This window comes from Lentzea flava, assembly GCF_014648475.1.
GTDB lineage: Bacteria > Actinomycetota > Actinomycetes > Mycobacteriales > Pseudonocardiaceae > Lentzea > Lentzea flava.
On sequence record NZ_BMRE01000016.1, the window covers coordinates 51,673 to 72,600 of the forward strand.

Consider the following 20,928-nt stretch of genomic DNA (forward strand, 5'->3'; position numbering starts at 1 on the left):
CGACCTTGCGGTGGAGCAATGCTTGAAATCTGTGGATCTGAGGGGAAGGGGCGCACCTTCCCGATGATCTGCTGATGATCCTCAAGCAAGGCCGATGTTGGAGCGTCGGTCGGGAAGGCACGCCCATGCTCACCGTAGCCTCCCTGGCGATGAACCGACGACGTGAGCACGGCGACGGCGACGGTGACGGGGTCGTCGTCGTCGTTGATCGACGAGATCGTGCGGGAGGGCGCCCGGCGGATGCTGGCCGAGGCGCTGCGAGCGGAGATGGACGCCTACATTGCCCGGTTCCGCGAGGAGCTTGACGATTAGGGCTACCAGCTGGTGGTGCGTAACGGCTATCACCAGCCGCAGGGGACCAGCGAGGGCGCGGTGGAGGTGACCGTGCCGCGGGTCAACGACAAGCGCGTAGCCCCGAGACGGAGGAACGCAAGGGTTTTCCTCGGCGATCCTGCCGTGGGCACGTAAGACCCCGAAGATCACCGAGCGCTGCCGCTGCTGTACCTGCATGGCCTGTCGTCCGGAGACTTCGTGCCGCGCTCAGGCAGTTTCTGGGCAGCAGCAAAGGTCTGTCCGGGCTGGTAGTCACGACGCTGACCGAGCGGTGGAAGTCCGCGCAACGCGCGTTCGCCGGACGTAGTCGGTCCGATGTGGACTTTACGTTATCCGTGGGTGGACAGGATCCACGTGAACATGCGCTTGGAGGAACACAAACTCTGCCTGCTGGTGATGCTCGACGTCCCGTGTCGACGGCCGCAAGGAACTCGTCGCCCTGGCCGACGGTTAGCTTGAGTTTTCACCTCTGAAGGGTTGGTCGGCACCCTGGTTGATCATGGGCGAAGCCTAGGTCGATTCTTGTTCTTGCGACAGACGAAGATCGAGACCAAGGGCTTCAGTTGATCAGTGTGCACCATGCTTATGGCAGGAGTGTCCGGGGAGTTGTCCTGGTTGCGGCAGGAGTTCTACCGGTGCCTGCTCAAGCGGGCGGACGCGTTGTTCGAACTCACCGACGCTGTGTTGTGCGCCGGTAGGCCGGGTCCGGTCGGTCGCGGAGCTGCCGCTGGCCGGTGAACATCGACGCGGTCACGGCCGCGGTTGTGCTGCGCTGGCGTGGGGGCGGATCGATGTCGACCGTCACGCACGCGCTGGCGGGAGTGTCGTTGCCGCAGGCGGCGGATGGGCAGCCGGTGCTGGCGGTGGGTGTGACCTTCTGTGGGTATATTCGTCTTCTGTGACGTCGGTTATTCGTGAAGGCCGGAGGCGGGCTTGAACGCCGATTACGGTGTTCACGAATGTTGAAGTCAGGATTGCGTGCGGTGGGGAGCATGGTTGCTCGCGTGTGCTGAGGAGCTGCTCGTGCCGTCGATGTCGAGGGTGGAGCTGTACGCCGCGATTCGCCGGGACTCTCGCGCCGGGGTGTGGGGGCGTGAGATCGAGCGCCGGTACAACTTCAACCGCTGGTGACGTCGAGAGTCGCGAGCAAACGACGTCGCTTCACACCGTCACAGCCACCTCCTGGCTCCGCCCGGAAGCGCACACCTGTGCAGCGCGGTGAGCGGGGTGGTGACGGTGACATCCGCACAGCTGTGGTCGTCGGAGTCCCCGTCGGACAGGCCCGCTTTGCGGTGATGTCCGCCAGGTCGACCCGGAACAAGGCGTCGTCGACTCACCCCCCGCACAGATCTGTTCGATCCGCCGCAGCCGTGAGAGCCGACGGCCGACCAAGATGCGCGCGCACCGCCTCCTTAAGTTGGTGGCGTAGCCACTACATGAACTTGCGTTTTGACGTCCGACGTGGGGCAGATCGAAGCCCCCACGGGTGCTGATCGGGCACGGACAGCCCGAAACTTGACTCCACCACCAGGCTGCCGACGCGAAATCGCCGGTCAGCGCTGTTCCCATCCTTTGGTACTCCCGCCGGGGCACGCAAAACATGGGCAACATCGACAACCGGCCGGTTGACGCTCGGAGACACCTACCAGCTGTGAGCGCCGACCGGCCGGTTGTTGTTGGTGGTGGGCCTTTGACCTGCACTTACTTGGTGACCTAATCGAACGCTGGCAACGACGCCCCGACGCCCGGAAAGTGGAGCGTGTTGCCAGCGCAGAGGGCATCTGATGACGTGTGTCGTCGAAGGTGCGGACCGCCGGTGACATACGGGGACTCCCGCGAGACGCTGCCTTAACAAAGAGAGACGTCAGAGCATTTCGCGTCTCGCCACCCCTTCATACGGTGACAGGGTGAAGAGAATCATTCTCGGTGATGTCGAGGTCTCGCGGGTGGTCGAGTGGCAGGGTGCTTTCGCCACCACTGATGTCCTGTTCCCGTCCGTGCCCGGCGAACTGTGGCGCCAGCACGAATCCTGGCTGGCGCCGGACTTCCTGGACTCCGAGACGGGCGCGTGGCAGGCAAACGTGCAGACCTGGGTGCTGCGAAGCGCGAGTCGCACCATTCTAGTCGATACCGGTCTCGGCAATGACAAGCAACGCGAAGTCGAGGCGTTCAACAAGCGCGACGGCGATTTCCTCGACCGACTGGCGGCGGCCGGGGTGCGGCCTGAGGACGTGGATCTCGTCGTCAACACCCATCTACACAACGACCACGTGGGGTGGAACACCCGGATGGTCGACGGCGAGTGGGTGCCGACGTTCCCCAACGCGCGATATCTGATCAGCCGGGCCGACTTCGACTTCTGGAACCCCGCCAACGGCCACGTGCCGAGGTCCCCGTTCCAGTCGGCCACCGACACCGGGGTCACGTTCAACGACAGCGTGCTGCCCGTCCATCAGGCCGGCCAGGCGGTGCTGTGGGAGGGCAACAGTTATCGCATCGACGAGGCCCTGGTCCTGGAACTGGCCCCCGGTCACACGCCCGGTTCGACGGTGCTGTGGCTGGAGTCCGGCACCGACCGAGCAGTGTTCGTCGGGGACGTCGTCCACACCCCACTCCAGCTGATCGAACCCGATCACGACACCTGCCTGAGCGAGGACCAAACCGAGGCCACCCACTCCCGACGTCGCGTCCTGGAGCGGGCAGCCGCGACGAACAGCCTGGTCGTGCCGGCGCACCTGGGCGGAGCGGGCGCCGCCGAAGTCGTGCGGTCGAACGGGGCCGTCTCGATCAAGCGATGGGCACCGTTCTCAGACGCCTGACCAGTAAGGGAAGATCCGGCCATGGACGTGCTCAGCGACGCGATCGGCACCTTGCGGGTGGGGCGCCCCTCCCTGTCGCTGGAGGCGGCGGACCCGTCGTGGGAGAAGGAGGTCCAGACCTTCGAGGGCGCCCGGTTCTACGTGGGCATCACGGGACGCATCCGGGTAACAGCACCGGACGAAGCGGTCATCACCTTGCAACCGGGCGACGCCGTTCTGCTCCCGCACGGGACTGCGCACACGCTCGTAAACGCCACCGACAGCACTGCCCAGTTCTTGTCCGGCGCCTACCTGCTTGAGCGGGCCCGCCCGCACCCGCTGTTCCAGGACCTCGCCGATCTGGTGAGTCTTCCGGCACGGGCGGATCGCTACCCAGGTCTCCAGGCGTCGATCCACCTGTTGCTCAGCGAACTGGGCGAACAGATGCACGGCAGGGACTTGGTCCTGCCGGCGCTGCTCGAAGTGCTCCTCGTACACCTGATCCGGGCCTGCCTGATCGAACGTGCGGGAATGCAGGCCACTGGCTGGTGCGTCGCCCTCGACGACGAGGCGATCGCACGATCACTCCGTGTTGTGCACGAACGCCCCGCCGATCCCTGGACCGTGGAGTCGCTGGGCGCGCACGCGGGTCTGTCCCGTGCCGCCTTCGCCCGCAGGTTCACCGCCATGGTGGGGCAGCCACCGCTCACCTATCTGACGTGGTGGCGGCTCACCATAGCGGCACGCCTGCTCCAAACGACCGACGTCCCGCTGTCCACCGTCGCGCAGCGCAGCGGCTACGGCTCCGCGTATGCCTTCGCCACCGCTTTCAAACGCGAGTACGGAATCTCAGCCGGCCGTTACCGGCAGCAGCACCGCACCGACCACCAGCACGAGAGATCGGCTACGAACTCCCAGCGCCTCCCGACAGAAGATCCACCACCACGGTTCCCGGAGATTGAGCCAGCACGCCCCGACCGGGACGAACATGATCCGGGGATGGTCGACCAGCCATTCAGCCGGACTCACCACGGGTGACACTTCGTAGTGCCAGAGTTTCAGCGTTCTCGGCCCGTCGTCACCGGACCCGACCCGCACGCGGTGATCGCCAGCGCGGCCGCCAGCGCAACCGCCAGAGCCCGTTTGGACAGCCCTCGCACGATGATGCCGCCACAACGGAAGAACCATTTGAAGGTTTAGCTGAACGCGAATCGAGCGGTGCGGGTGGTTCTGTCGGTGAGGGTGAGTGTGAACTCGCGGCTGCTGCCGGCCCAGGACCTGTCGGTCTTCCAGATGTAGCTGTACTCGTCGCGTCCCAGGTCGTAGCGGAGGTCGCCCTGGTTCCGAGCCGGTGATCCCGGTGCGATGACGTCGCCGCCGGCGTCGCCGCCGAGCCCGAACCTGATCGGCACGGCGCTGCCCGCCTTCACCCTGTTGACCGCCGGTGGGATCGCGACCGGGGCGCGGAAGCCGTCGAAGCGGTAGCCGATCCTGAACCAGTTGATGCCGAGGTCGAGCCAGCCGGCCACCGCGCCGTAGGCGTTCGAGATGTCGGTGTCCGGGATGGCTGGCGAGATGTCGAACACGAAGTACAGGTCGTACACGCCAGGCAGGGTCGTGATCGGCACGGTTGTCCACCGCCAGTGGTAGAGCGGGTTGCGGTAGTCGGCCGCGGAGTTGAGGTCGTGGTCTCCGGTGACCGTCACGCTGCCGAGCACGGGCCCGCTGACCGGGTCGTCGGCCCTGATGGTGATCTTGGCGGGTTCGGTCGACACCTTGACGTGGTTGAGGATCAGGTCAGCCCGCGTGACGCCGCGGAAGTCGATCTTGCGGTAGACCGCCCAGTCGCCGTTGCGGATCCGGTTCAGCTGCAGGCCGACCTCGGCCAGGCCGGTGTTCTGCGGGAACACCGTGGCGTAGCCCAGCCAGGACACCCCATGCAAACAGTCGGTTCCGGTGCGGAACTGCGGGATCCCGAGGCGGATGACGGCGGCGCTGAACTGGTGCAGCAGACCCACCTTCTCGTCCAGCGTCAGCGCGGCGATCAGCGCCCGGACCCGCGCATCCGGTCTCAGCGCCGCCGGGTTCAGCCGGACCGGTACCTCGTGGGCGACGGCCTGGCGCACAAGCGGTAGCTGCGCCGCCACCGCCAGCCCCGCGCCGAGCACCGCGCCACCCAGGAACCGGCGCCGGTTCAGCTCACCCGACCAGGCACCGCCCTCCGCGTTGTCGTGTGCCGCCATGCCGAGTTCCTCCGCTGCCAGTCCGGTTCAAGCACATGTCGCGAAAGCTTCCAAAGCAATTCGGAGGTCATTCAAGAGTGCCGGTCAAACGAGGTCAACACACACTCATCGAATATCGAATATTTCAATTCCCATCGATGAGCTTCGACACGGCAATTGGGTGACAACCTTGACATGCGGTAAGCGCCACTGCCAGTATTCACCCAATCCGACACCGTTCCTACCCAGCATCGAAATGTTCATCGAAGCGCCTCGACCGGTATTCAACCCCGTTCGACAGTTGGGCGCCGACAATCGTGCAGCACACCGCGAAAGACTGTTCTACCGTTCGACCTGGCGAATCACGGCACAGGACCAATCGGTTGAGGCCCGGCTGTGATGCGACAACTTGTCATCCATCACCTGCCCAGTAATTCAACCGTCGCAAGCACGCAGAGCAAATACCGGATCATCTGAACTGCACTGGAGTTCACTTCGATTGAAACAAATGAGTGACTTTCTCAGAATTTCTCGGCAAAACCGATCAAGCCTGACTGCGGTCACAGTCGTCCACTTCCACCGACCTGACAGCATGCGGAAGAAGGACTGAACGCCAACCTTCCCTCCGCAATGGACACTGACCGTCACCGGCTCAGGTGGACGTGGCCATGGTGCCCAGGGAGAACTCCGCCCACACGGTCTTGTGCTTGTCACCGATGAACACGCCCCACCGGGTCGCGATGCGTTCTACGAACATCAAGCCTCGTCCTCGGAAGACCCCCGCGGACGACGTGCCCGGCACGAGCGGCGCCTGCGGGCTTCCGTCGTCGACCTCGACGCGGACCACGCACCCACCTCGCCCGACCGCGACACGGACACCACGCGGGCCACGTGCGTGTTCGTAGGCATTGCTGACCAGTTCGGTGCAGACGAGCAGAACATCACCCACGAAGTCCTCGGGAAGCGTCGCGAGGGTTGCCTCGAGCCAGCGCCGCAGTCGCGCCAGGGGCGGTGCGCCATCCGGCAGCTCTTGGCTCACAACGTCGTCGGAGACCGACGGCCTCCGCCGGTCGGGATGATCAGTTACCCCGGCACCGTCCACGTGTTCACTCCGCTCGCCACCAGATCGCGCAGCTGAATACCCCTCGCGAAATGTGCACAAACTGCACTGTTGTCGAAGTTGTCTCGTTCTGAACCAGCCGACACCGCCGAACGCCGGCACGTGAGCGGAGATGTCCTGGGTGGAACGGCGACGGATCGAACTCCTGGCACCGTGTCCGGGGTGACACAGGCCGGTGCCTGCCGAGTAACGGCCAGGGCAGCAGGCGTATGCGCGAACTGCGTGGACAGGCCTCACTCGCTGTGGCGGATGGCCACCAGTGCGACGTCATCGGTGGCCGGCTGGTCGCCGATCATCGAGGCCATGATCCGGATGCACGCCTCTTCCGGCCCCATCGGGGTGACCACCTGGCGAAGCCGCTCCAGGCCGTCGTCGAGGTCCTGCTCCCGGCGTTCCACGAGGCCGTCGGTGTAAAGGACCATCAGGGTGCCCGGCGGCACGTCGACGGCGATGCTCCGGCGGCCGGTGGTACCGAGGTCGAACCCGATGGGCGGACCGACGCGGACGTCCGCGAGCAGAGCTTCCTCCCCTGGCACGGCGAGCACCGGAGGCAGGTGCCCGGCCAGGGCGAGGCTCATCCGGTGAGCCGCGGTGTCGATGATCGCGTAGGCAACCGTGGCCATGGTGCCGGTCTCGAAGTGGCTGGCTTTGCGATCGAGTTTGCTCAGCACCTCGGCGGGATCGGGGTATTCCAGCGCGTAGGCGCGCAAGGCGCTCCTGAGCCGGCCCATGACGACGGCGGCACGCAAGCCGCTGCCGGCGACGTCACCGATCACCACACCGATGCGCTCGCCGGGCAGCTCGAACACGTCGTACCAGTCGCCACCGACGCCGCTCTCCGCGCCGGGCACGTAGCGGGCTGCCAGCTCCCAGCCCTGCGGACTCGGCAGGCGTGCGGGAAGCAGGCTCTCCTGCAGCATCGCGGCCGCGGCGCGCTCGGAACGTGTCCGGTGCATGTAGACCGCCACGGCGAGGCGATCGGCGACGAGCTGCAGCGCCTCGACCTCCTCGTCGGTGAACCGGCGTGACGTGGTGCTGCCCACGTGGAGGACTCCGGTGAGCTCGTCCTCAGCGATCATCGGCACGCCGAGCAGTACCCGGAGGCCGTGCTCCCACAGCAGCGGATTGACCACTGTGGACTGATCGACTCGTTCTATCTGCACCGGTTCCCGGAGGCGGGCCACACGGCCCGCGAAGCCCTTGCCGACCGGCACGCGCACCCCCTGGAAGACCTCCTCTTCCAGGCCTGAGGTCGCCCTGGCCACGAGCTGGCCGCCGCTGCGGTCCACCAGCAGGACGGTGGCGGTGTCGACCGCGAACAGTGCGCGGACCTCTCCCAGCAGCACCTCCAGCAGCTTGTCGAGGTCGAACTGCTTGAGCGCGCTGTCCATCACGGCGTCGAGGACACGGGAACGGATCGACGAACTCCGATCCTCACTCATTCCAACTCCGTCCACCGACCGTGTCCACGACACTACGTCGCACATCCGTGAGTTCCTACGGTGGACCTGTTCTTGGGATCGATCCGCAGCGAGCGCCACACGACGGGTGTGTCGGGCGGAGGTCGAGTGCGAGCTCCCGTTCCGATCGCCCTGAAACGGGCACGGTGATCAGACCCGGCTGACGGCCGAGGCGTCCGGCAGCGGTGCCGTCGCGATCTCGTGTGCCTCATCCAGCGGCACTCCGAGCATGCGCAGCAACTGCTCGGCCACCTCGTCGCACGTCGCGTCGGTGACTCGCTCCGGGTTGGCCAACGACATGTGCAGCACGGCCAGCAGCGCACCGGCGGTGGTCGCCAGGGCCAGCCTCGGCTCGCCGGCCTGGAAGCGGCCGGACGCGATGCCTGCCTCGATGTCGCGCAGGGCACGCGGAGCCAGCCCCGCGTCCGCGTCGATGTAGGCCATCCCGTGGCGCACCAGGACCTGCGCCGTCTCCGGCCGCGCCACCCCGAGGCGCGCGGCCAACCGCATCGACTGGGCGAAGGCCATCGCCGGATCGTCGACATCGCTGCTCAACTCGTCCAGCAGCCGGCCCAGCTCCTCCAGCACTTCCGACACGGCCGCTTCGAACAACTCGGCCTTGGTGGAGAAGTGGTTGTAGAACGAGCCGAAACCCACGTCGGCGGCGTCGGTGATGTCCTGGATGCTCACCGTTGCGTGCTTGTCGCCGGCCAGGAACCCGCGCGCCGCGTCGATCAGCTTCTGACGGGTCTGGGCTTTGCGCCGCTCTGTGCGTGTGGCGGGCTCGGCGCTGCGGGAACGCGGTGGGGCCATATCTGCAAGGTACTGCATGACAGTGCTGATGGATCAATCAGCGTTGAAGCTGGTCACGTGAGTTCCCGCAGTGCCGCGACGGGACAGACGTTGACGGCGGAGCGGGCGGCCTCAACGTGCTCGGGTGGCACGGTCCCACCTTCGAACTGGTGGACGACGTGCGCGTCGTCGTCGAGGTCGAAGACGGCGGGGGCCTGAACGGCGCACAGGCCGTGGCCTTCGCAGCGGTCGTGGTCGACGGAGATCTTCACAGCTCTCCCCTTTCGTCAGGCAGGAACGAGTTCGAGCGGCAGCCGGTGGAGACGGCGGATGATGTTGTTCAGACCCCACTCCGGCTCCCCGGTGGGCACGATCTTCTCGACGCGGGCGACGAGGGCCTGCAGGATCGCCTGGACTTCCAGCCGGGCCAGACCCTGTCCGGCGCAGCCGTGCGTGCCGCGGCCGAAGCCCAGCTGCCGGGAGGCGTCGCGACGGATGTCGAAGGTGTCGGGGTTCTCCCACTCCAGCGCGTCGCGGTTGGCCGAGGCGTAGAGGACGAGGACGCGTGAACCCGCGGGCAGCGCGGTACCCGCGAGCACGGTGTCCTCGGCGACTTTGCGGCTGAAGGCGCGCAGCGGGGATTCGTACCGCACGATCTCGTTGATCGCGTTGGGAATCAGGCCGGGGTCGTTCTTCAACAGCTGCCACTGGCCGGGGTGCGTCGCGAACAGGTGCAGGGCGCTGGCGATCGCGCTGAGCGTGGTGTCGAGCGAGGGCACGAGGTAGTCGATCATCAACGCCGGGCATTCGGAACGGGCGATCTTGCCTTCGTCCGCGGCGCGCAGCAGGTCGTCCCCCATGCTGCCGGGCAGGATCGATCGTCGCCGGACGACGCCTCGCGCGAAGCGCATCACCCCGAGGCCCCTGAAGGTGGCCGCGGCCGCTCGCGCGTTCAGCGGGCCCAGTACGTCGAAGGTCGCCGCGCCCCAGCTCAGCAGGTTCTTTCGTTGTTCCTGCGGCCAGCCGACGAGGTCGGGAACGACTGCCGTGGGCAGTGCCTCGGCGATGTCGACGCCATCGACGTCGCGCCGGGCCAGCGCCGCGTCGACGATCTCGGCTGCCTGGCATTCCACGGCTTCCTTCATCGTGCGCAGTGCTCTGGGCGTGAGCCGGTGCGCTACCAGGGCACGACGGCCGGTGTGGTCCTCGCCGTCGCTGTTGAGCGTCGTGCCGCGAGAGAACCGGTTCGTGAGCGAGTTCAACGCCACACCCTCACCGGAGGTGAAGGTCTTGTCGTTCAGCAGCACGGCTTTGCACTCCGCATAGCGTGGCAGCGCGTACACCTTGTGCTTGGGCAGCCAGACCACCGGCCCGAGTTCGCGCAGCTTCGCGTAGTGCGGATAGGGGTCCAGGACGGCTTGCGTGGAGTAGATGTCCGGCGCGTACGCGGGGACGTCAGGGTGTCGGGGCAACGTTGCTCCTCACGGTGGACCGGGGCAGGTGAAGGCACAGCTGGGAGAGGCTGTTGCTCGTGCTCAGCACCGTGCCGTCCGGACGGACGACGGCGGCGCGGGTGCGACCGGCACGAAGCCAGTGGTGCAGTTCGTCGGGGCGGCAGGTGGTGATGAGGACCGCGCCGCACTCCTCGATGGCGGTGCGTTCGGGTTCGGTCGGGGCGATCGTCGTGACGACGGCGAAGCGGCCTGCGGCCACGTCGTCGAAGCGGCGTCCGCCGTCAAGAACGGCGTTGGGGCACAGCCTTCCCGCCAGGCTTCGCCGCAGACGTGGCCGCATCACCAGGCCGGAGCGGCGCAGCGGGGGCGTCTCGCTGTCGAGAACGTGGCGGGACAAGCCGGGGACGAGGGCCAGGCGTGGTGCCAGCATCCGGCGGAGAAGGTCACCGAACCGGCCGCCCTCGGTCATGGCCGTGCCGACCAGTTTCGCCATCCGGATCATGGCGCGCGCGTGCGGTTCGCGCTCCGCCTCATAGGTGTCGAGTGCCTGTTCGGGCAGGGTTGCGCCGAGGACGCCCGCGAGCTTCCACGCGAGATTGACGGCGTCACGCATCCCGGCGCCCATCCCCTGTCCGACGAACGGAGGCGTGAGGTGCGCCGCGTCGCCGAGCAGGAACACCCGCCGGTCCCGCCACCGGTCCGCGACCTGCGCCCGGAAGGTGTACTCGGCGACGCGGACCACGTCGAGCTCGTCTGCCGGGACGTCCTTGGTCCACGGCGCGATCAACCGGTGCAGCCGGTCCCGGTCGTGGAAGTCGTCACCGTTCTCGCCCGGCAGCAGGCGGAACTCCCAGCGGTAGCGGGTCTTGCCGATGCGCATGTAGGTCGCGGCGCGACCAGGGTCGCAGACCTGGTGCACGCCTTCCCATTCGCCGAGATCGGCGGTCGTGGCGATGTCGGCCACGAGCCAGCGCTGCTCGAACTTCAGGTCCCTCATCGACGCGCCGATCGCCTGCCTGGTGAGGCTGTTGGCGCCGTCGCAGCCCAGCACGTAGTCCGCGTGGATCGTCTCCCGTTCGCCGGTGAGGCGGTCGGTCACCTCGACCCGCACCGGCCCGGTCCCGTCCTGGACGATGCCGGTGACCTCGGTGTTGCCGCGGACGGCGATCTTCAGTCCGTCGCGGAGGAGTCGTTCCAGGCCGGGCTGGTCGAACATGTTCGCCCGCGGATAGCCGTGGCGGCCGGTGCCGGGGGCGCGCCGGAACTCGGCCAGCACGCGCATGTCCGGGTCCAGCAGCCGCAACCCGTGACAGTGCCACGAGATGGCGGCGAACTCCTCGGCCAGGCCGAGGCGACCGAGGATGCGGTAGACCTCGTCGTCCAGGTGGACCGCGCGCGGCTGCGGGAACACCGACTCCCAGCGCTCCAGCACCACGTGCTCGACGCCGTACCGGGCGAGCAGTGCCGCGGCGGTGAGACCGGTGGGGCCCGCGCCGACGATCACCACGGGCACCTTCACGACGACACACCGAGAACTGCGAGATAGGCCGCGACGAGCGCCGCGCAGACCACGGCCGGGGCGAGTTCGCGGATGCCGTCCCGGTTGCGGACGTGGGTGATCACCGCGCCCGCGAGCAGGAGCAGCAGACCCGCGCCCGCCGCGGCCCCGAGCAACGGCACGGTCAGTCCGATGAGGAGGCCGGCGGCGCCGGCCACCTCCAGCGCACCGATCCCCCGGTAGGCCGCGACGGAAAACCCGGCGTGCGAGGCGAGTTCACGCATGCGTGGCAGCGCGAGCAACTTGGACACGCCGAGCAGGACGAAGAGAACTGCCAGCAGCACGGCCAGCACCGTCAACACGATCATGATCGGTCCTCTGAGGTCAGCTTCGGAAACGGCAGGAGATGGCGTAGCGGCCGAGCACGTCCTTCACCGCAGATTCGTCCACTTCGGACGGCACGGTGACCGACACGACGACGTCTCCGTCCTCGATCACCACGTCGACGTCCACTCCGTCGAACCCGGCGAGCGCCTCGGAGATCACGCGGCTGGTGGCGTTGGCGCGCAACGGAAGCTTGTAGGGCTTGCCGATGTCGGTCACCGGCAGCGCGTCGAGCACCGTGACGGCCTTCGGCGCGGCGGCGCGCTCGGGCACGCGGTCGGCAGCCCACGCCAGCAACTCCTCCTCGGCCGCGGTCACGCCGGGCGCGAGGGTGACGTACGCGACCGGGACCTCGCCGGCGTGTGGGTCAGGGCTGCCGACCGCGCAGGCGGCCGTCACCGCGGGGTGCGCCAGCAGGGCGTCCTCGATGACGGCGGGCTCGATGTTGTGGCCACCGCGGATGATGAGGTCCTTGGCCCTGCCCGCCAGACTCACGAACCCGTCGGTGTCCAGGCGGGCCAGGTCGCCGGTGTTCAGCCAGCCGCCGGCCAGCTTGCCGCGTCCATTGAGGACATGACCGCTGTCGTCGCGTGCGATGACATAACCGGGAAACACCGTCGGACCACTGATCGCCAGCACGCCGGTCCTGCCTGGCGGCAGTTCCTCTCCGGTGTCCGGGTCGACCACCTTCATGCGCTGGTACGGCATGCGCTGGCCGAGCGCGTCCGGTCGTGGTGTGCCGGGGAAACTGCGTGCGCTGGCACAGGTGGCTTCGGTCAGCCCATATCCCTCGACGAGCTGGACGCCGGTGTGGGACTGGAAACCTTCCCGCACCGCGGCTGGCAACGGCGAGGCACCGACCATCGCGAAACGCAGGCTGGTGATGTCGGCGTCGACCGGGCATTGGGCGAGAACCGCGTACACGGTGGGCACAGCGCTCATCGCGGCGATCCGGTAGTGCTCGACGATTTTCCAGAAGTGCCCGTACAGGGCGAGGTCGCGGTAGCCCAGCGGACCCGCCCACACCGTCGGCTGACCCTTGAACAGCGGCGCGAGCAGCGTGACGACCAGCGCGTTGACGTGAAACAGCGGCAGGGCGGCGAAGACGACCGAGTCGTCGTCGAGCAGCGAGTTGAGAGCGATCATCCAGGCGTCGGCGACCTCGTTGGCGTGCGTGTGCGCGGCCAGCTTCGGCGCACCGGTGGTGCCGCCGGTGTGGAACAACGCGGCCAGGTCCGACGACACCGGTGGCTCACCGGCGAAAGCGTCCGAGTCCGACTCGGCGGCGAGGTCATCGAGGTAGCCCACGCGTACGCCTTCGATGGCGGGCAACGGATCCGGGGCATCTGCCGCGCCGGTCGGACGCAGCACGAGAATCGCGTCGAGCTCGCCGGCCAGTGCCTGAGCCCTCTCCCACACGTCCGGTGCCAGTTCCGGACCCGCGGTGATCAGGACGCGGGCACCGGACAGGCGGAGCAGTTCGGTGAGGTGGTCGCCGGACAGGCTGCCGTTGAGCGGCGCCGCGATCCCGGCCAGCTGCGCGGCCAGGGTCGCGGGCACGAGGCCGGCGCAGTTGGGTGACATCAACGCCACCGCGTCACCGCGCCGAACACCCAGCTGCCACAACAGGTTCGCGTAACGGTGGACGTCCGCCAGCAGACCGGCGAAGGTGCGGTCGGCGAGCTCACGCCAGCGGGTGGCATTGGGCAACACGCTGATGGCCGTGCGCTCCGGCCACAGCCGGGCAGCGCGCGCCAGCAACGCGTAGGTCGACTCGGGCAGTCCCCTGTCGGCGAGCGGCACGGCCTCGATCGCGGACAAGTCGCCAGGTCCGGCGTAACGCGGCCACAGCAGGTCTTCGGTCATCGCGCGTACCGCACCTTCGTTCGCTGGGTGCCGAGGTCGATCGCGCCGTCGCCGGTGGCGACGCGGGCTTCGATGACGTCACCGTCGGCCAGGTACTTCGGGTTTTTCGCCTGTCCGTTGAAGAACAGCTTCCACTTCACCGCGGCGGGCAGCAGCGCGGCGATCTTCTCCACGGCCTTGGGCGGCGCGGACAGCGCGGTGCCGACCGGGGTCCCGGTCAGGATCAGGTCACCGGCGTCCAGCCGCTGGAACCTCGTCAGCGCTCGCAGCGCCTCCAGCGGCCGGTAGATCATGTCGGTGCCCACGACCGAGTCCTGCCGGGTCTCGCCGTTCACCGACAGCGTCAGCCGCAGGTCGGTGAACCGCCTGAACTCTCCGGCGTCGAGCAGCACCAGCCTGGGCCCGACCGGGGTGAACGTCGGGTAGGACTTGGCCTCGTAGAACTGGGTCTGGGGCAGCTGGATGTCGCGAGCGGACACGTCGTTCGTCACGACCAGACCCGCCACGAGCTCGTGCAGGTTCGCCTCGGTGACCTGCGTGCCGACCGGCATCGTGCGGCCGATCACCAGCCCGATCTCGACCTCGTAGTCGAGCAGCCGCACGTGCGCCGGTTTCACCACGTCGTCGACCGGGCCGCTGATCGAGCCGGACGTCTTGCGGAAGAACGTCAGCGGCACGGTCTTCGGGTCCATCCCGGCATCCGTCACGTGCGAGGCGAAGTTGGTCATCTGGGCGACCACGCGGCAGGGCGCGGTGACCGGCGACATCAGGGCGAGGTCCTCGACGCGGTCCGTGGCGACGCCCGTGGTCGCGGCCGCGATGGCCTGCCGGTCGGCCAGCAGCTCGCCGGTGGTCGTGGCCGCGGTGCTGATCTTCACTGCTCCACCGGCCGTGGCGACGTACCAGGCGTCGGCCGTGCGCAGAATCGAGGTGCTCAATGGTTCTCCTGGAGACGTGCGGGGTTCACGTGCGGGCGACCTTCATCAGGCCCAGCAAGCGGCGGAGGTCGAACTCGTTGTCCTCACGCAGCGCGGAGAGCACCGTGCGCACCTCGCGCAGCGACTCCTTGCCCGGCTTGACGCCGAGGAAGTCCGCGGTGGCGGGCGGCCCCCACTGCGCGAGACCGGAAGCCGTCATCGGGGCCCAGCCCGGTTCGAGGGTGCAGTCGAACAGGTCGCCGTCGCTGAAGTGCTCGACCAGGAACCCGTCCGGGTCGCGCCAGTAGTCGAAGATCTGACTGCCCTGAACGTGCCGGCCGATGCCCCACGACCGCTGGTAGCCGTGATCGCGCAGGTACTCCCCGCCCGTCGCCAGCGCGTCCAGGTCGGCGACCTGGTAGGCCGAGTGCACGTACCGGTTCGCCGGCCCGAGCGCCAGCGCCAGCGTGTGGTGGTCGGCAGGCGTGGCGCCGCGGTCGCAGCGGATGAAGCTCATCACCGAGCCGCGCTCACGCTGTCCCGGGTAGTACAGGAAGTCGCTGACGATCAGCCCGAGGTGCTCCAGGTACCAGTCCAGCGTCTGCCGGTACTTCGTCGTCTGCAGCACGACGTGCCCGAGCCGCTGCACCCGCGCGGGCTCCCGCGGCGGACGCTGCGCGGCATTGGTGCGCCGGGCCTCGTGGCCGAAGTTGAACGTGTGCGCGGCCTGCGGCGGTAACGCGGGCAAGTCGTCGGTACCCGAAACCACCCGCGTCCGCAGACCGCTCGGGTCGAGCAGGTCGACGGTGATCCCGCCCAGGGTCTCCGGCAGCGCGGTGGCCCGGTGCCCGGTCGCGTCGGCCAGCCGCAGCACGTCGTCCGGGTCGGCCGCCAGGAACGCCGCGCCGAGGAACGTCGACCGCGGCCCCTTGCGGATGATCACGCACGGCGCCCCCTCGTCGGTGCCGCGCAGGTGCAGCTCGTGCTCGGTGCGCAAGGAGGTGGTGAAACCGAACGCGGCCCCGAAGACCTCCGCGCGCTCCAGGTCGGGCTTCGCGAACTCCAGCCAGGCCAGGTCGTGCACCTTGATCACCGGGTTGGCGGCTCGTCCCGGGTGCTCCCCGGCGAGCGCGCCGTGCTCGCTGTGCAAGCCGGTGTGCGGATCGCTGTGGTCGATCACAGGGCCACTCCTTCCGCGTAACTGATGACATCATCAGTTACGCGGAAGTAATCAGTCAAGAGTTTCTGATGACATCATCAGCAACGATGGAAGATGTCACGCGGCGGCGACGGCCAGGTGATCGGCGCGCAGGCGAAGCCTCCGGGTCGACAGGTAGCGGCGGCGGTCGGTGATCAGCACGGTGGCCAGGCCACCGACGAGCAGCCAGGCGCCCAGTTGCGCCACTCCCGTGGCCAGGCCCGGCCCACCGGTTGCCACGGCCCGCAAGGCGACCACCGCTCCGCGGGTCGGCAGGTAGCCGGCGAGAGCGTGGAGCGGTCCGGGCAGGGTGGACACGACGCCCGTGGCGGCGGTGAGCACGAGCACGGCGAGAGCCGCCAGCCGGCCGCCCCGGCCGAAGAGCGCGGTCATCGCTTGGTTGAGCGCCACGAACGCGCACGCGGCGAGCAGTGCGACCGCTAGGAAGCCCAACGTGCGTGGGAAGTTCAGATGCAGAGTGGGAACGGCCACGGCGGTGATGGCGAGCGCTGCCAGTGCGGCGGCGGTGGCGCCGGGCACGGCGGCGCGGACGATGATGCGCCACGTAGGTTCCCGGGCGGTCAGGACGGCTCCTGGCACGGCCTGGGTCACCAGGTAGGTCGCCAGCGCCAGCGCCCACAACGCCAGTGCGGCGAACAGCGGGATGCCGAGGTTGCCCGCGGAGATCCCGTCGACCGTGGCGGTGGTGGGGTCGGCCGCGACGGTCTTGAGGTGGGCGCGTTCGGCATCGGTGTAGGCGGGCACCTGGTTGCGGCCCTTGTCGAGCTCCGTCGCGAGTTGCTGTGCTCCCCCGTCGACCTTGGTCACGCCATCGGCGAGCTGCCCGGCGCCGTCCGCGAGCTGAGCAGCTCCAGTCGAGAGCTGTCCGGCTCCGGTGGCCAGCTGCTGCGCGCCGGTGTTGGCCTGCCGGATGCCCGCGTCGAGCCGCCGTGCTCCAGCGGCGGCGTCGGCGATGCCGGTGGCCAGGTCCCCGGAACGGGCGGCGAGCGCCGCGTTGCCGTTCGCCACCTGACGGGCACCGGAGGCCAGCGCCTGCACGGAGTCGCGGGCTCGCACAGCGGCGTCGCGGACGGCGGCCTTGGCGCCGTCGATGCGTCCGGCGTCCGCGGTGAACCGGTCGGCGGCCGCCGTCAGCTCCCGGCAGAACTCGGGTGTGCCGGCGCATTGATCGGCCAGGCGCCGGAACTCCGCGGCGCTGGCGGCGGCGGAGGGCAGCGCGTCGATCGCGGCGATGATCCGGTTGGCCAGCGGCACCACGGTGGCGGCGAGTTGTTCGTTGCCCTGGGCGACCTGGTTCGCGCCGTCGGCGAGCTGCCTCGTCAGCGCGGGAAGTTGCGCGGTGTCGCGCTGCGCCTGCGTGAGACCGGCGGCCAGCTGTGACGAGCCGGTGGCGAGCTGAGCGGTGCCGGACGCGAGCTGGGCTGCTCCGTCCGCGAGCTGGGTGGCGGCGGTGCTCAGCTGGGCCGAGCCGTCGGCGACCTGGCGGGCACCGGGGACGAGCTGCGCGGTGCCGTCGGCGAGCTGCCGGGCACCGTCGGCCGCCTTGCCGATCTGGTCGTGGATCGTGCCGAAGGCGATGTAGACGTTGTCCAGGTAGGTTTCCACGACTTGCTGGTCGAGAGCCTGCTGGGTGGTGCGGGCGACCTCTTCGGACAGTTCGGGGTCGAGGACGCCGGCTGCCGACGTGGTCTGCACGGTGAGCACGGCCCTGGTCGCCTCGAGCGGTTTCGCCGTGGCGGTGGAGGTGGCGCGCGCGGAGAAGTCCTTCGGAATGGTCACCACGGCGGCGTAGGTGCCGTCGGCGAGCCCGTCCGCGCCGTCGGCGGAGTCGGTGAGCACCCACCTGTACGGCGAATCGGTGCTGTGGGTCAGTTTTCCTGCCAGTTCCCGTCCGAGCGGGATGATCTGGCCGTTGACGGTCACCGGTTCGTCGTTGTTGACCACGGCGGCCGTGGCCGTGCCGTGGTTGGTGTCGGGTGCGGTGAACGCCCAGGCCAGCAAACCCGTGATCACGACCGGCACGAGGATCAGCCCGGTCCAGGTCTTCCACGTCAGCGGCCCGGAAGCGAGGGCGCGGGCCGAGTTGGCGAACGGCTTGAGCATCAGAGGACCTCGACGGGCTGTGGGCGCAGGGCGCGGACGTGAGTGGTGGAGGGCAGCAGGTCGGCGATGCGCTCGGGGTCCTGGCAGGTGACCACGAACGACGCGGTGCGCAGGGCGAGCAGGTCGCGCAGCGCGGCACGGGCGTCGGTGCGCAGGACGACGTCGATGTCGTCGAGCAACACCAGACCGACGCCGTCGGCGAGAGCGGCGGCGACCTCAGCGGCGGGGTCGACGGTGGCACGACAGGGGATGACGGTCACCTCCCGGCGCAGCGCATGGGCGTGTTGCGGCAACACACGGCCGAGGACCTTCAGATCACCTCTGTGCTTGGTGACGCGTCCGGCGAGGGTGAACAGCAACGCGGTCTTGCCGGTGGCGCCCACGCCGTGCAGAACGAGCACTTCGCCGTGTGGCAGGTGGAGATCCACGTCTCGGAAGACCGACTGGCCGCGGTCGTCGTCGAGGCTCAGGGCGCGTGCGCTGACGGCTTCGTCGGTGCCCGGCCAGTCGGCCAGCCGCAGCTCGTGAACCAGTGCGTCGCCTTCGGCGTCGAACACCGGCAACGCCCGGTCGAGCTTGGGCGGCAGGCCCCACGCGCGGTGGCCCAGCAGTGCGAGCACGGCGGGAACCAGGGTCATGCGCACGATGAACGCGTCGACGAACACACCGACCGCGAGACTGAACGCGATGGGCTTGATGGTGGAACTGCCTTCCGGCACGAACGCGGCGAACACCGCGAACATGATCACCGCCGCCGCGACGACGACGCGAGCAGCCGACACGAAGCCGGTCTCGATCGCGTGGTGCGGATCGCCGTGGTGCACGTAGTCCTCGCGGATGCGCGAGACGAGGAACACCTCGTAGTCCATCGCGAGTCCGAAAAGGACACCCATCAGGATGATGGGCAGGAAGCTGATGACGCTTCCGGTGTGGGTGACGTGCAGCAGTTCGGCGAAGTGTCCTTGCTGGAACACGAACGACGTGGCGCCGAAGGCCGCGCCGACAGACAGCAGGTACCCGGCGGTGGCCTTGATCGGCACCCAGATCGAGCGGAACACCATGGCCAGCAGGACCAGCGACAACCCGACCACCAGGATCCCGAACGGGAGCAGCGCACTGCCGAGCTGGGCGGAGACGTCGATGCCGACGGCCGTGATACCGGTGACCGCGGTCTTCGTGCCGTAGGCGTCCCGGAAGTGCTGTTCGCGGTCGCGCAGCCGGTTGACGAGCTCGTCGGTCTGCGGTGAATCCGGCGCGGTGGCGGGGACGACCTGGATGATTCCCGTGTCCCCCTTGGGGTTCGGCGTCGCCAGCGGCACCGAGGCGACACCGGGGAGGCCCCGGATGTCGTCGGCGAGTTTGTTCACCAGCCCGACGGGGTCGGTGCTGGTGATGATGTCGGCGGTGACGATGAGCGGACCGTTGTAGCCGGGTCCGAAGTGCTCCGCCACGACGTCGTAGGTGTCGCGGGCGGGGCTGCCTTCCTCCTCGGTTCCGTTGTCCGGCAACGCGAGCCGCAGCTCGAGCGCCGGTACCGCGCACAGCGCGAGTCCGATCACGATCACGATCACCGTCACCAGCGGAGCCTTGGTGGCGGTGCGCACCCACCACCTGGCCACCTGCGGCTTGGCGCGCTTGCGGGGCTTCGGTGAGCGTGGCCGCAAACGCTTTCCGGCGAAGGACATCAGCGCGGGCACGAGCGTGACGGCGATCGCGACGGCCAGTGCGACCGCGACCGCCGCCGCCACGCCCATGGTGGTGAGGAACGGAATTCCGGCCACGGACAGGCCGAGCAGGGCGATCACGACGGTGAGACCGGCGAAGATCACGGCGGAACCGGCGGTGGCGGTGGCGCGAGCGACGGACTCCTCCACCTCCAGGCCTTCCGCGAGCTGGTCACGGTGCCGGGACAACAGGAACAGGGCGTAGTCGATGCCCACCGCGAGCCCCAGCATCACCGCCAGCATCGGCGCCGTGGACGAGATCGGCGTGACGATCGTGGCCAGGTACACCAGGCCGATCGACACGCTCACGCCGAGGACGGCGGTCACCAGCGGCATGACGGCCGCGACCAGCGAGCGGAACATCAGCACCAGCACCAGCAGCGCGATGAGCAGTCCGATGCCCTCGGTCGGGCTGAGCTTCGGCACCCGGTTGGAGAACGCGTCGCCGCCGGTGTAGACCTGCGCGCCGGCACCGACCGACTTCGCCAGATCACCGGCGATGGCCGACAGGTCCTTCTTGGTGGCCGGAGCCACGTCGGCCAGCTGGACCTCGAGCGGCACCGCGATCAACGCCGCCCGTCCGTCACCCGAGACCGCACCCGTGACGTTCTGCCCGAACGGGTCGACCACCGCGGCCACCTGGCCGACGGAACCGATGCGCTCGACCGCCGCCGCGACCGCGGCCCGATTGCCCGGCGTGTCGACCCGTCGTCCGTCGGGCACGACCAGGACGAGCTGCGCGGAGGTTCCGCTGACCTCGGGGAAGACCCGGCCGAGGTGATCGAGCGCGTCCTGCGACTCCGAGCCGGGAATGGCGAACGTGTCGTCGGTGCCCTGGCTCGCCAGCAGCGCCGCTCCCCCGCAGACCGCGAGCAACACGACCCACAGAGCCACGACGAGCAGGCGAGCGCGTGCCGCTGTCCGGCCCAGCCGGTAGAGGAACGACGACATGAGAGGCTCCCATCAGGGTGGATACACCGTGTATCGTAATACGCGATGTATCCGATGCATCGTGTATCGCGTCACTCGTAGGGCTGG

The 20,928-nt window shown here is 68.6% G+C and carries 17 protein-coding genes and 1 pseudogene; 5 read left to right on the forward strand and 13 right to left on the reverse strand.

Annotation, left to right across the window (positions count from 1 at the left end; translation table 11 throughout):
• Window positions 1-162: 162 nt before the first annotated feature.
• From IEZ09_RS46595 to IEZ09_RS19950, 5 genes and pseudogenes are all read left to right on the forward strand, one after another.
• Window positions 163-784: pseudogene (locus IEZ09_RS46595) on the forward strand (transposase); the annotation flags it as partial.
• A 283-nt stretch (window positions 785-1,067) separates the two neighbouring features.
• Window positions 1,068-1,235: a hypothetical protein gene (locus IEZ09_RS46600; RefSeq protein WP_229812746.1), complete on the forward strand. Its 168-nt coding sequence runs from the start codon at window positions 1,068-1,070 to the stop codon at window positions 1,233-1,235.
• A 94-nt stretch (window positions 1,236-1,329) separates the two neighbouring features.
• A complete protein-coding gene (locus IEZ09_RS47470; RefSeq protein WP_268247634.1) occupies window positions 1,330-1,464 on the forward strand; it encodes a hypothetical protein in 135 nt (44 codons plus the stop codon).
• A 776-nt stretch (window positions 1,465-2,240) separates the two neighbouring features.
• Window positions 2,241-3,152, forward strand: coding sequence for an MBL fold metallo-hydrolase (locus IEZ09_RS19945; protein ID WP_189255228.1), 912 nt, complete (start codon window positions 2,241-2,243; stop codon window positions 3,150-3,152).
• Window positions 3,153-3,173: 21 nt separating this feature from the next.
• Window positions 3,174-4,169 carry an AraC family transcriptional regulator gene (locus IEZ09_RS19950; protein ID WP_229812747.1) on the forward strand — a complete coding sequence of 332 codons (996 nt, stop codon included), beginning with the start codon at window positions 3,174-3,176 and terminating at the stop codon, window positions 4,167-4,169.
• A gap of 158 nt (window positions 4,170-4,327) precedes the next feature.
• On the opposite strand, the gene IEZ09_RS19955 is transcribed toward IEZ09_RS19950, so the two are convergent.
• From IEZ09_RS19955 to IEZ09_RS20015, 13 genes are all read right to left on the reverse strand, one after another.
• The gene (locus IEZ09_RS19955; protein ID WP_189255229.1) at window positions 4,328-5,374 is read right to left on the reverse strand and encodes a PxKF domain-containing protein; all 1,047 of its coding nucleotides are present in this window, start codon (window positions 5,372-5,374) and stop codon (window positions 4,328-4,330) included.
• A gap of 631 nt (window positions 5,375-6,005) precedes the next feature.
• The gene (locus IEZ09_RS47735) at window positions 6,006-6,710 is read right to left on the reverse strand and encodes an ATP-binding protein (RefSeq protein ID WP_308202413.1); all 705 of its coding nucleotides are present in this window, start codon (window positions 6,708-6,710) and stop codon (window positions 6,006-6,008) included.
• Window positions 6,707-7,915, reverse strand: coding sequence for a PP2C family protein-serine/threonine phosphatase (locus IEZ09_RS19965; RefSeq protein WP_189255231.1), 1,209 nt, complete (start codon window positions 7,913-7,915; stop codon window positions 6,707-6,709). Before IEZ09_RS19965 ends, IEZ09_RS47735 begins: the two co-directional genes overlap by 4 nt.
• A 168-nt stretch (window positions 7,916-8,083) precedes the next feature.
• Window positions 8,084-8,746, reverse strand: coding sequence for a TetR/AcrR family transcriptional regulator (locus tag IEZ09_RS19970; RefSeq protein WP_189255232.1), 663 nt, complete (start codon window positions 8,744-8,746; stop codon window positions 8,084-8,086).
• 53 nt (window positions 8,747-8,799) lie between these two features.
• Window positions 8,800-8,997: a ferredoxin gene (locus IEZ09_RS19975; protein ID WP_189255233.1), complete on the reverse strand. Its 198-nt coding sequence runs from the start codon at window positions 8,995-8,997 to the stop codon at window positions 8,800-8,802.
• A 15-nt stretch (window positions 8,998-9,012) separates the two neighbouring features.
• A complete protein-coding gene (locus tag IEZ09_RS19980; protein ID WP_189255234.1) occupies window positions 9,013-10,197 on the reverse strand; it encodes a cytochrome P450 in 1,185 nt (394 codons plus the stop codon).
• Complete coding sequence (gene mhpA / locus IEZ09_RS19985; RefSeq protein ID WP_189255302.1) at window positions 10,181-11,692, reverse strand: bifunctional 3-(3-hydroxy-phenyl)propionate/3-hydroxycinnamic acid hydroxylase MhpA; 1,512 nt, start codon at window positions 11,690-11,692, stop codon at window positions 10,181-10,183. Before mhpA ends, IEZ09_RS19980 begins: the two co-directional genes overlap by 17 nt.
• Window positions 11,693-11,694: 2 nt before the next feature.
• Window positions 11,695-12,045 carry a DoxX family protein gene (locus tag IEZ09_RS19990; RefSeq protein ID WP_189255235.1) on the reverse strand — a complete coding sequence of 117 codons (351 nt, stop codon included), beginning with the start codon at window positions 12,043-12,045 and terminating at the stop codon, window positions 11,695-11,697.
• 16 nt (window positions 12,046-12,061) lie between these two features.
• Window positions 12,062-13,927, reverse strand: coding sequence for an acyl-CoA synthetase (locus IEZ09_RS19995; protein WP_189255236.1), 1,866 nt, complete (start codon window positions 13,925-13,927; stop codon window positions 12,062-12,064).
• Window positions 13,924-14,865, reverse strand: a complete 942-nt coding sequence (locus IEZ09_RS20000; protein WP_189255237.1) for a fumarylacetoacetate hydrolase family protein — start codon at window positions 14,863-14,865, stop codon at window positions 13,924-13,926. The genes IEZ09_RS19995 and IEZ09_RS20000 overlap by 4 nt, the downstream gene beginning before the upstream one ends.
• A 25-nt stretch (window positions 14,866-14,890) precedes the next feature.
• Window positions 14,891-16,024: a VOC family protein gene (locus IEZ09_RS20005; RefSeq protein ID WP_189255238.1), complete on the reverse strand. Its 1,134-nt coding sequence runs from the start codon at window positions 16,022-16,024 to the stop codon at window positions 14,891-14,893.
• A 96-nt stretch (window positions 16,025-16,120) separates the two neighbouring features.
• The gene (locus tag IEZ09_RS20010) at window positions 16,121-18,166 is read right to left on the reverse strand and encodes a YhgE/Pip family protein (RefSeq protein WP_189255239.1); all 2,046 of its coding nucleotides are present in this window, start codon (window positions 18,164-18,166) and stop codon (window positions 16,121-16,123) included.
• Window positions 18,166-20,841, reverse strand: coding sequence for an MMPL family transporter (locus tag IEZ09_RS20015; RefSeq protein ID WP_189255240.1), 2,676 nt, complete (start codon window positions 20,839-20,841; stop codon window positions 18,166-18,168). The genes IEZ09_RS20010 and IEZ09_RS20015 overlap by 1 nt, the downstream gene beginning before the upstream one ends.
• Window positions 20,842-20,928: the final 87 nt, after the last annotated feature.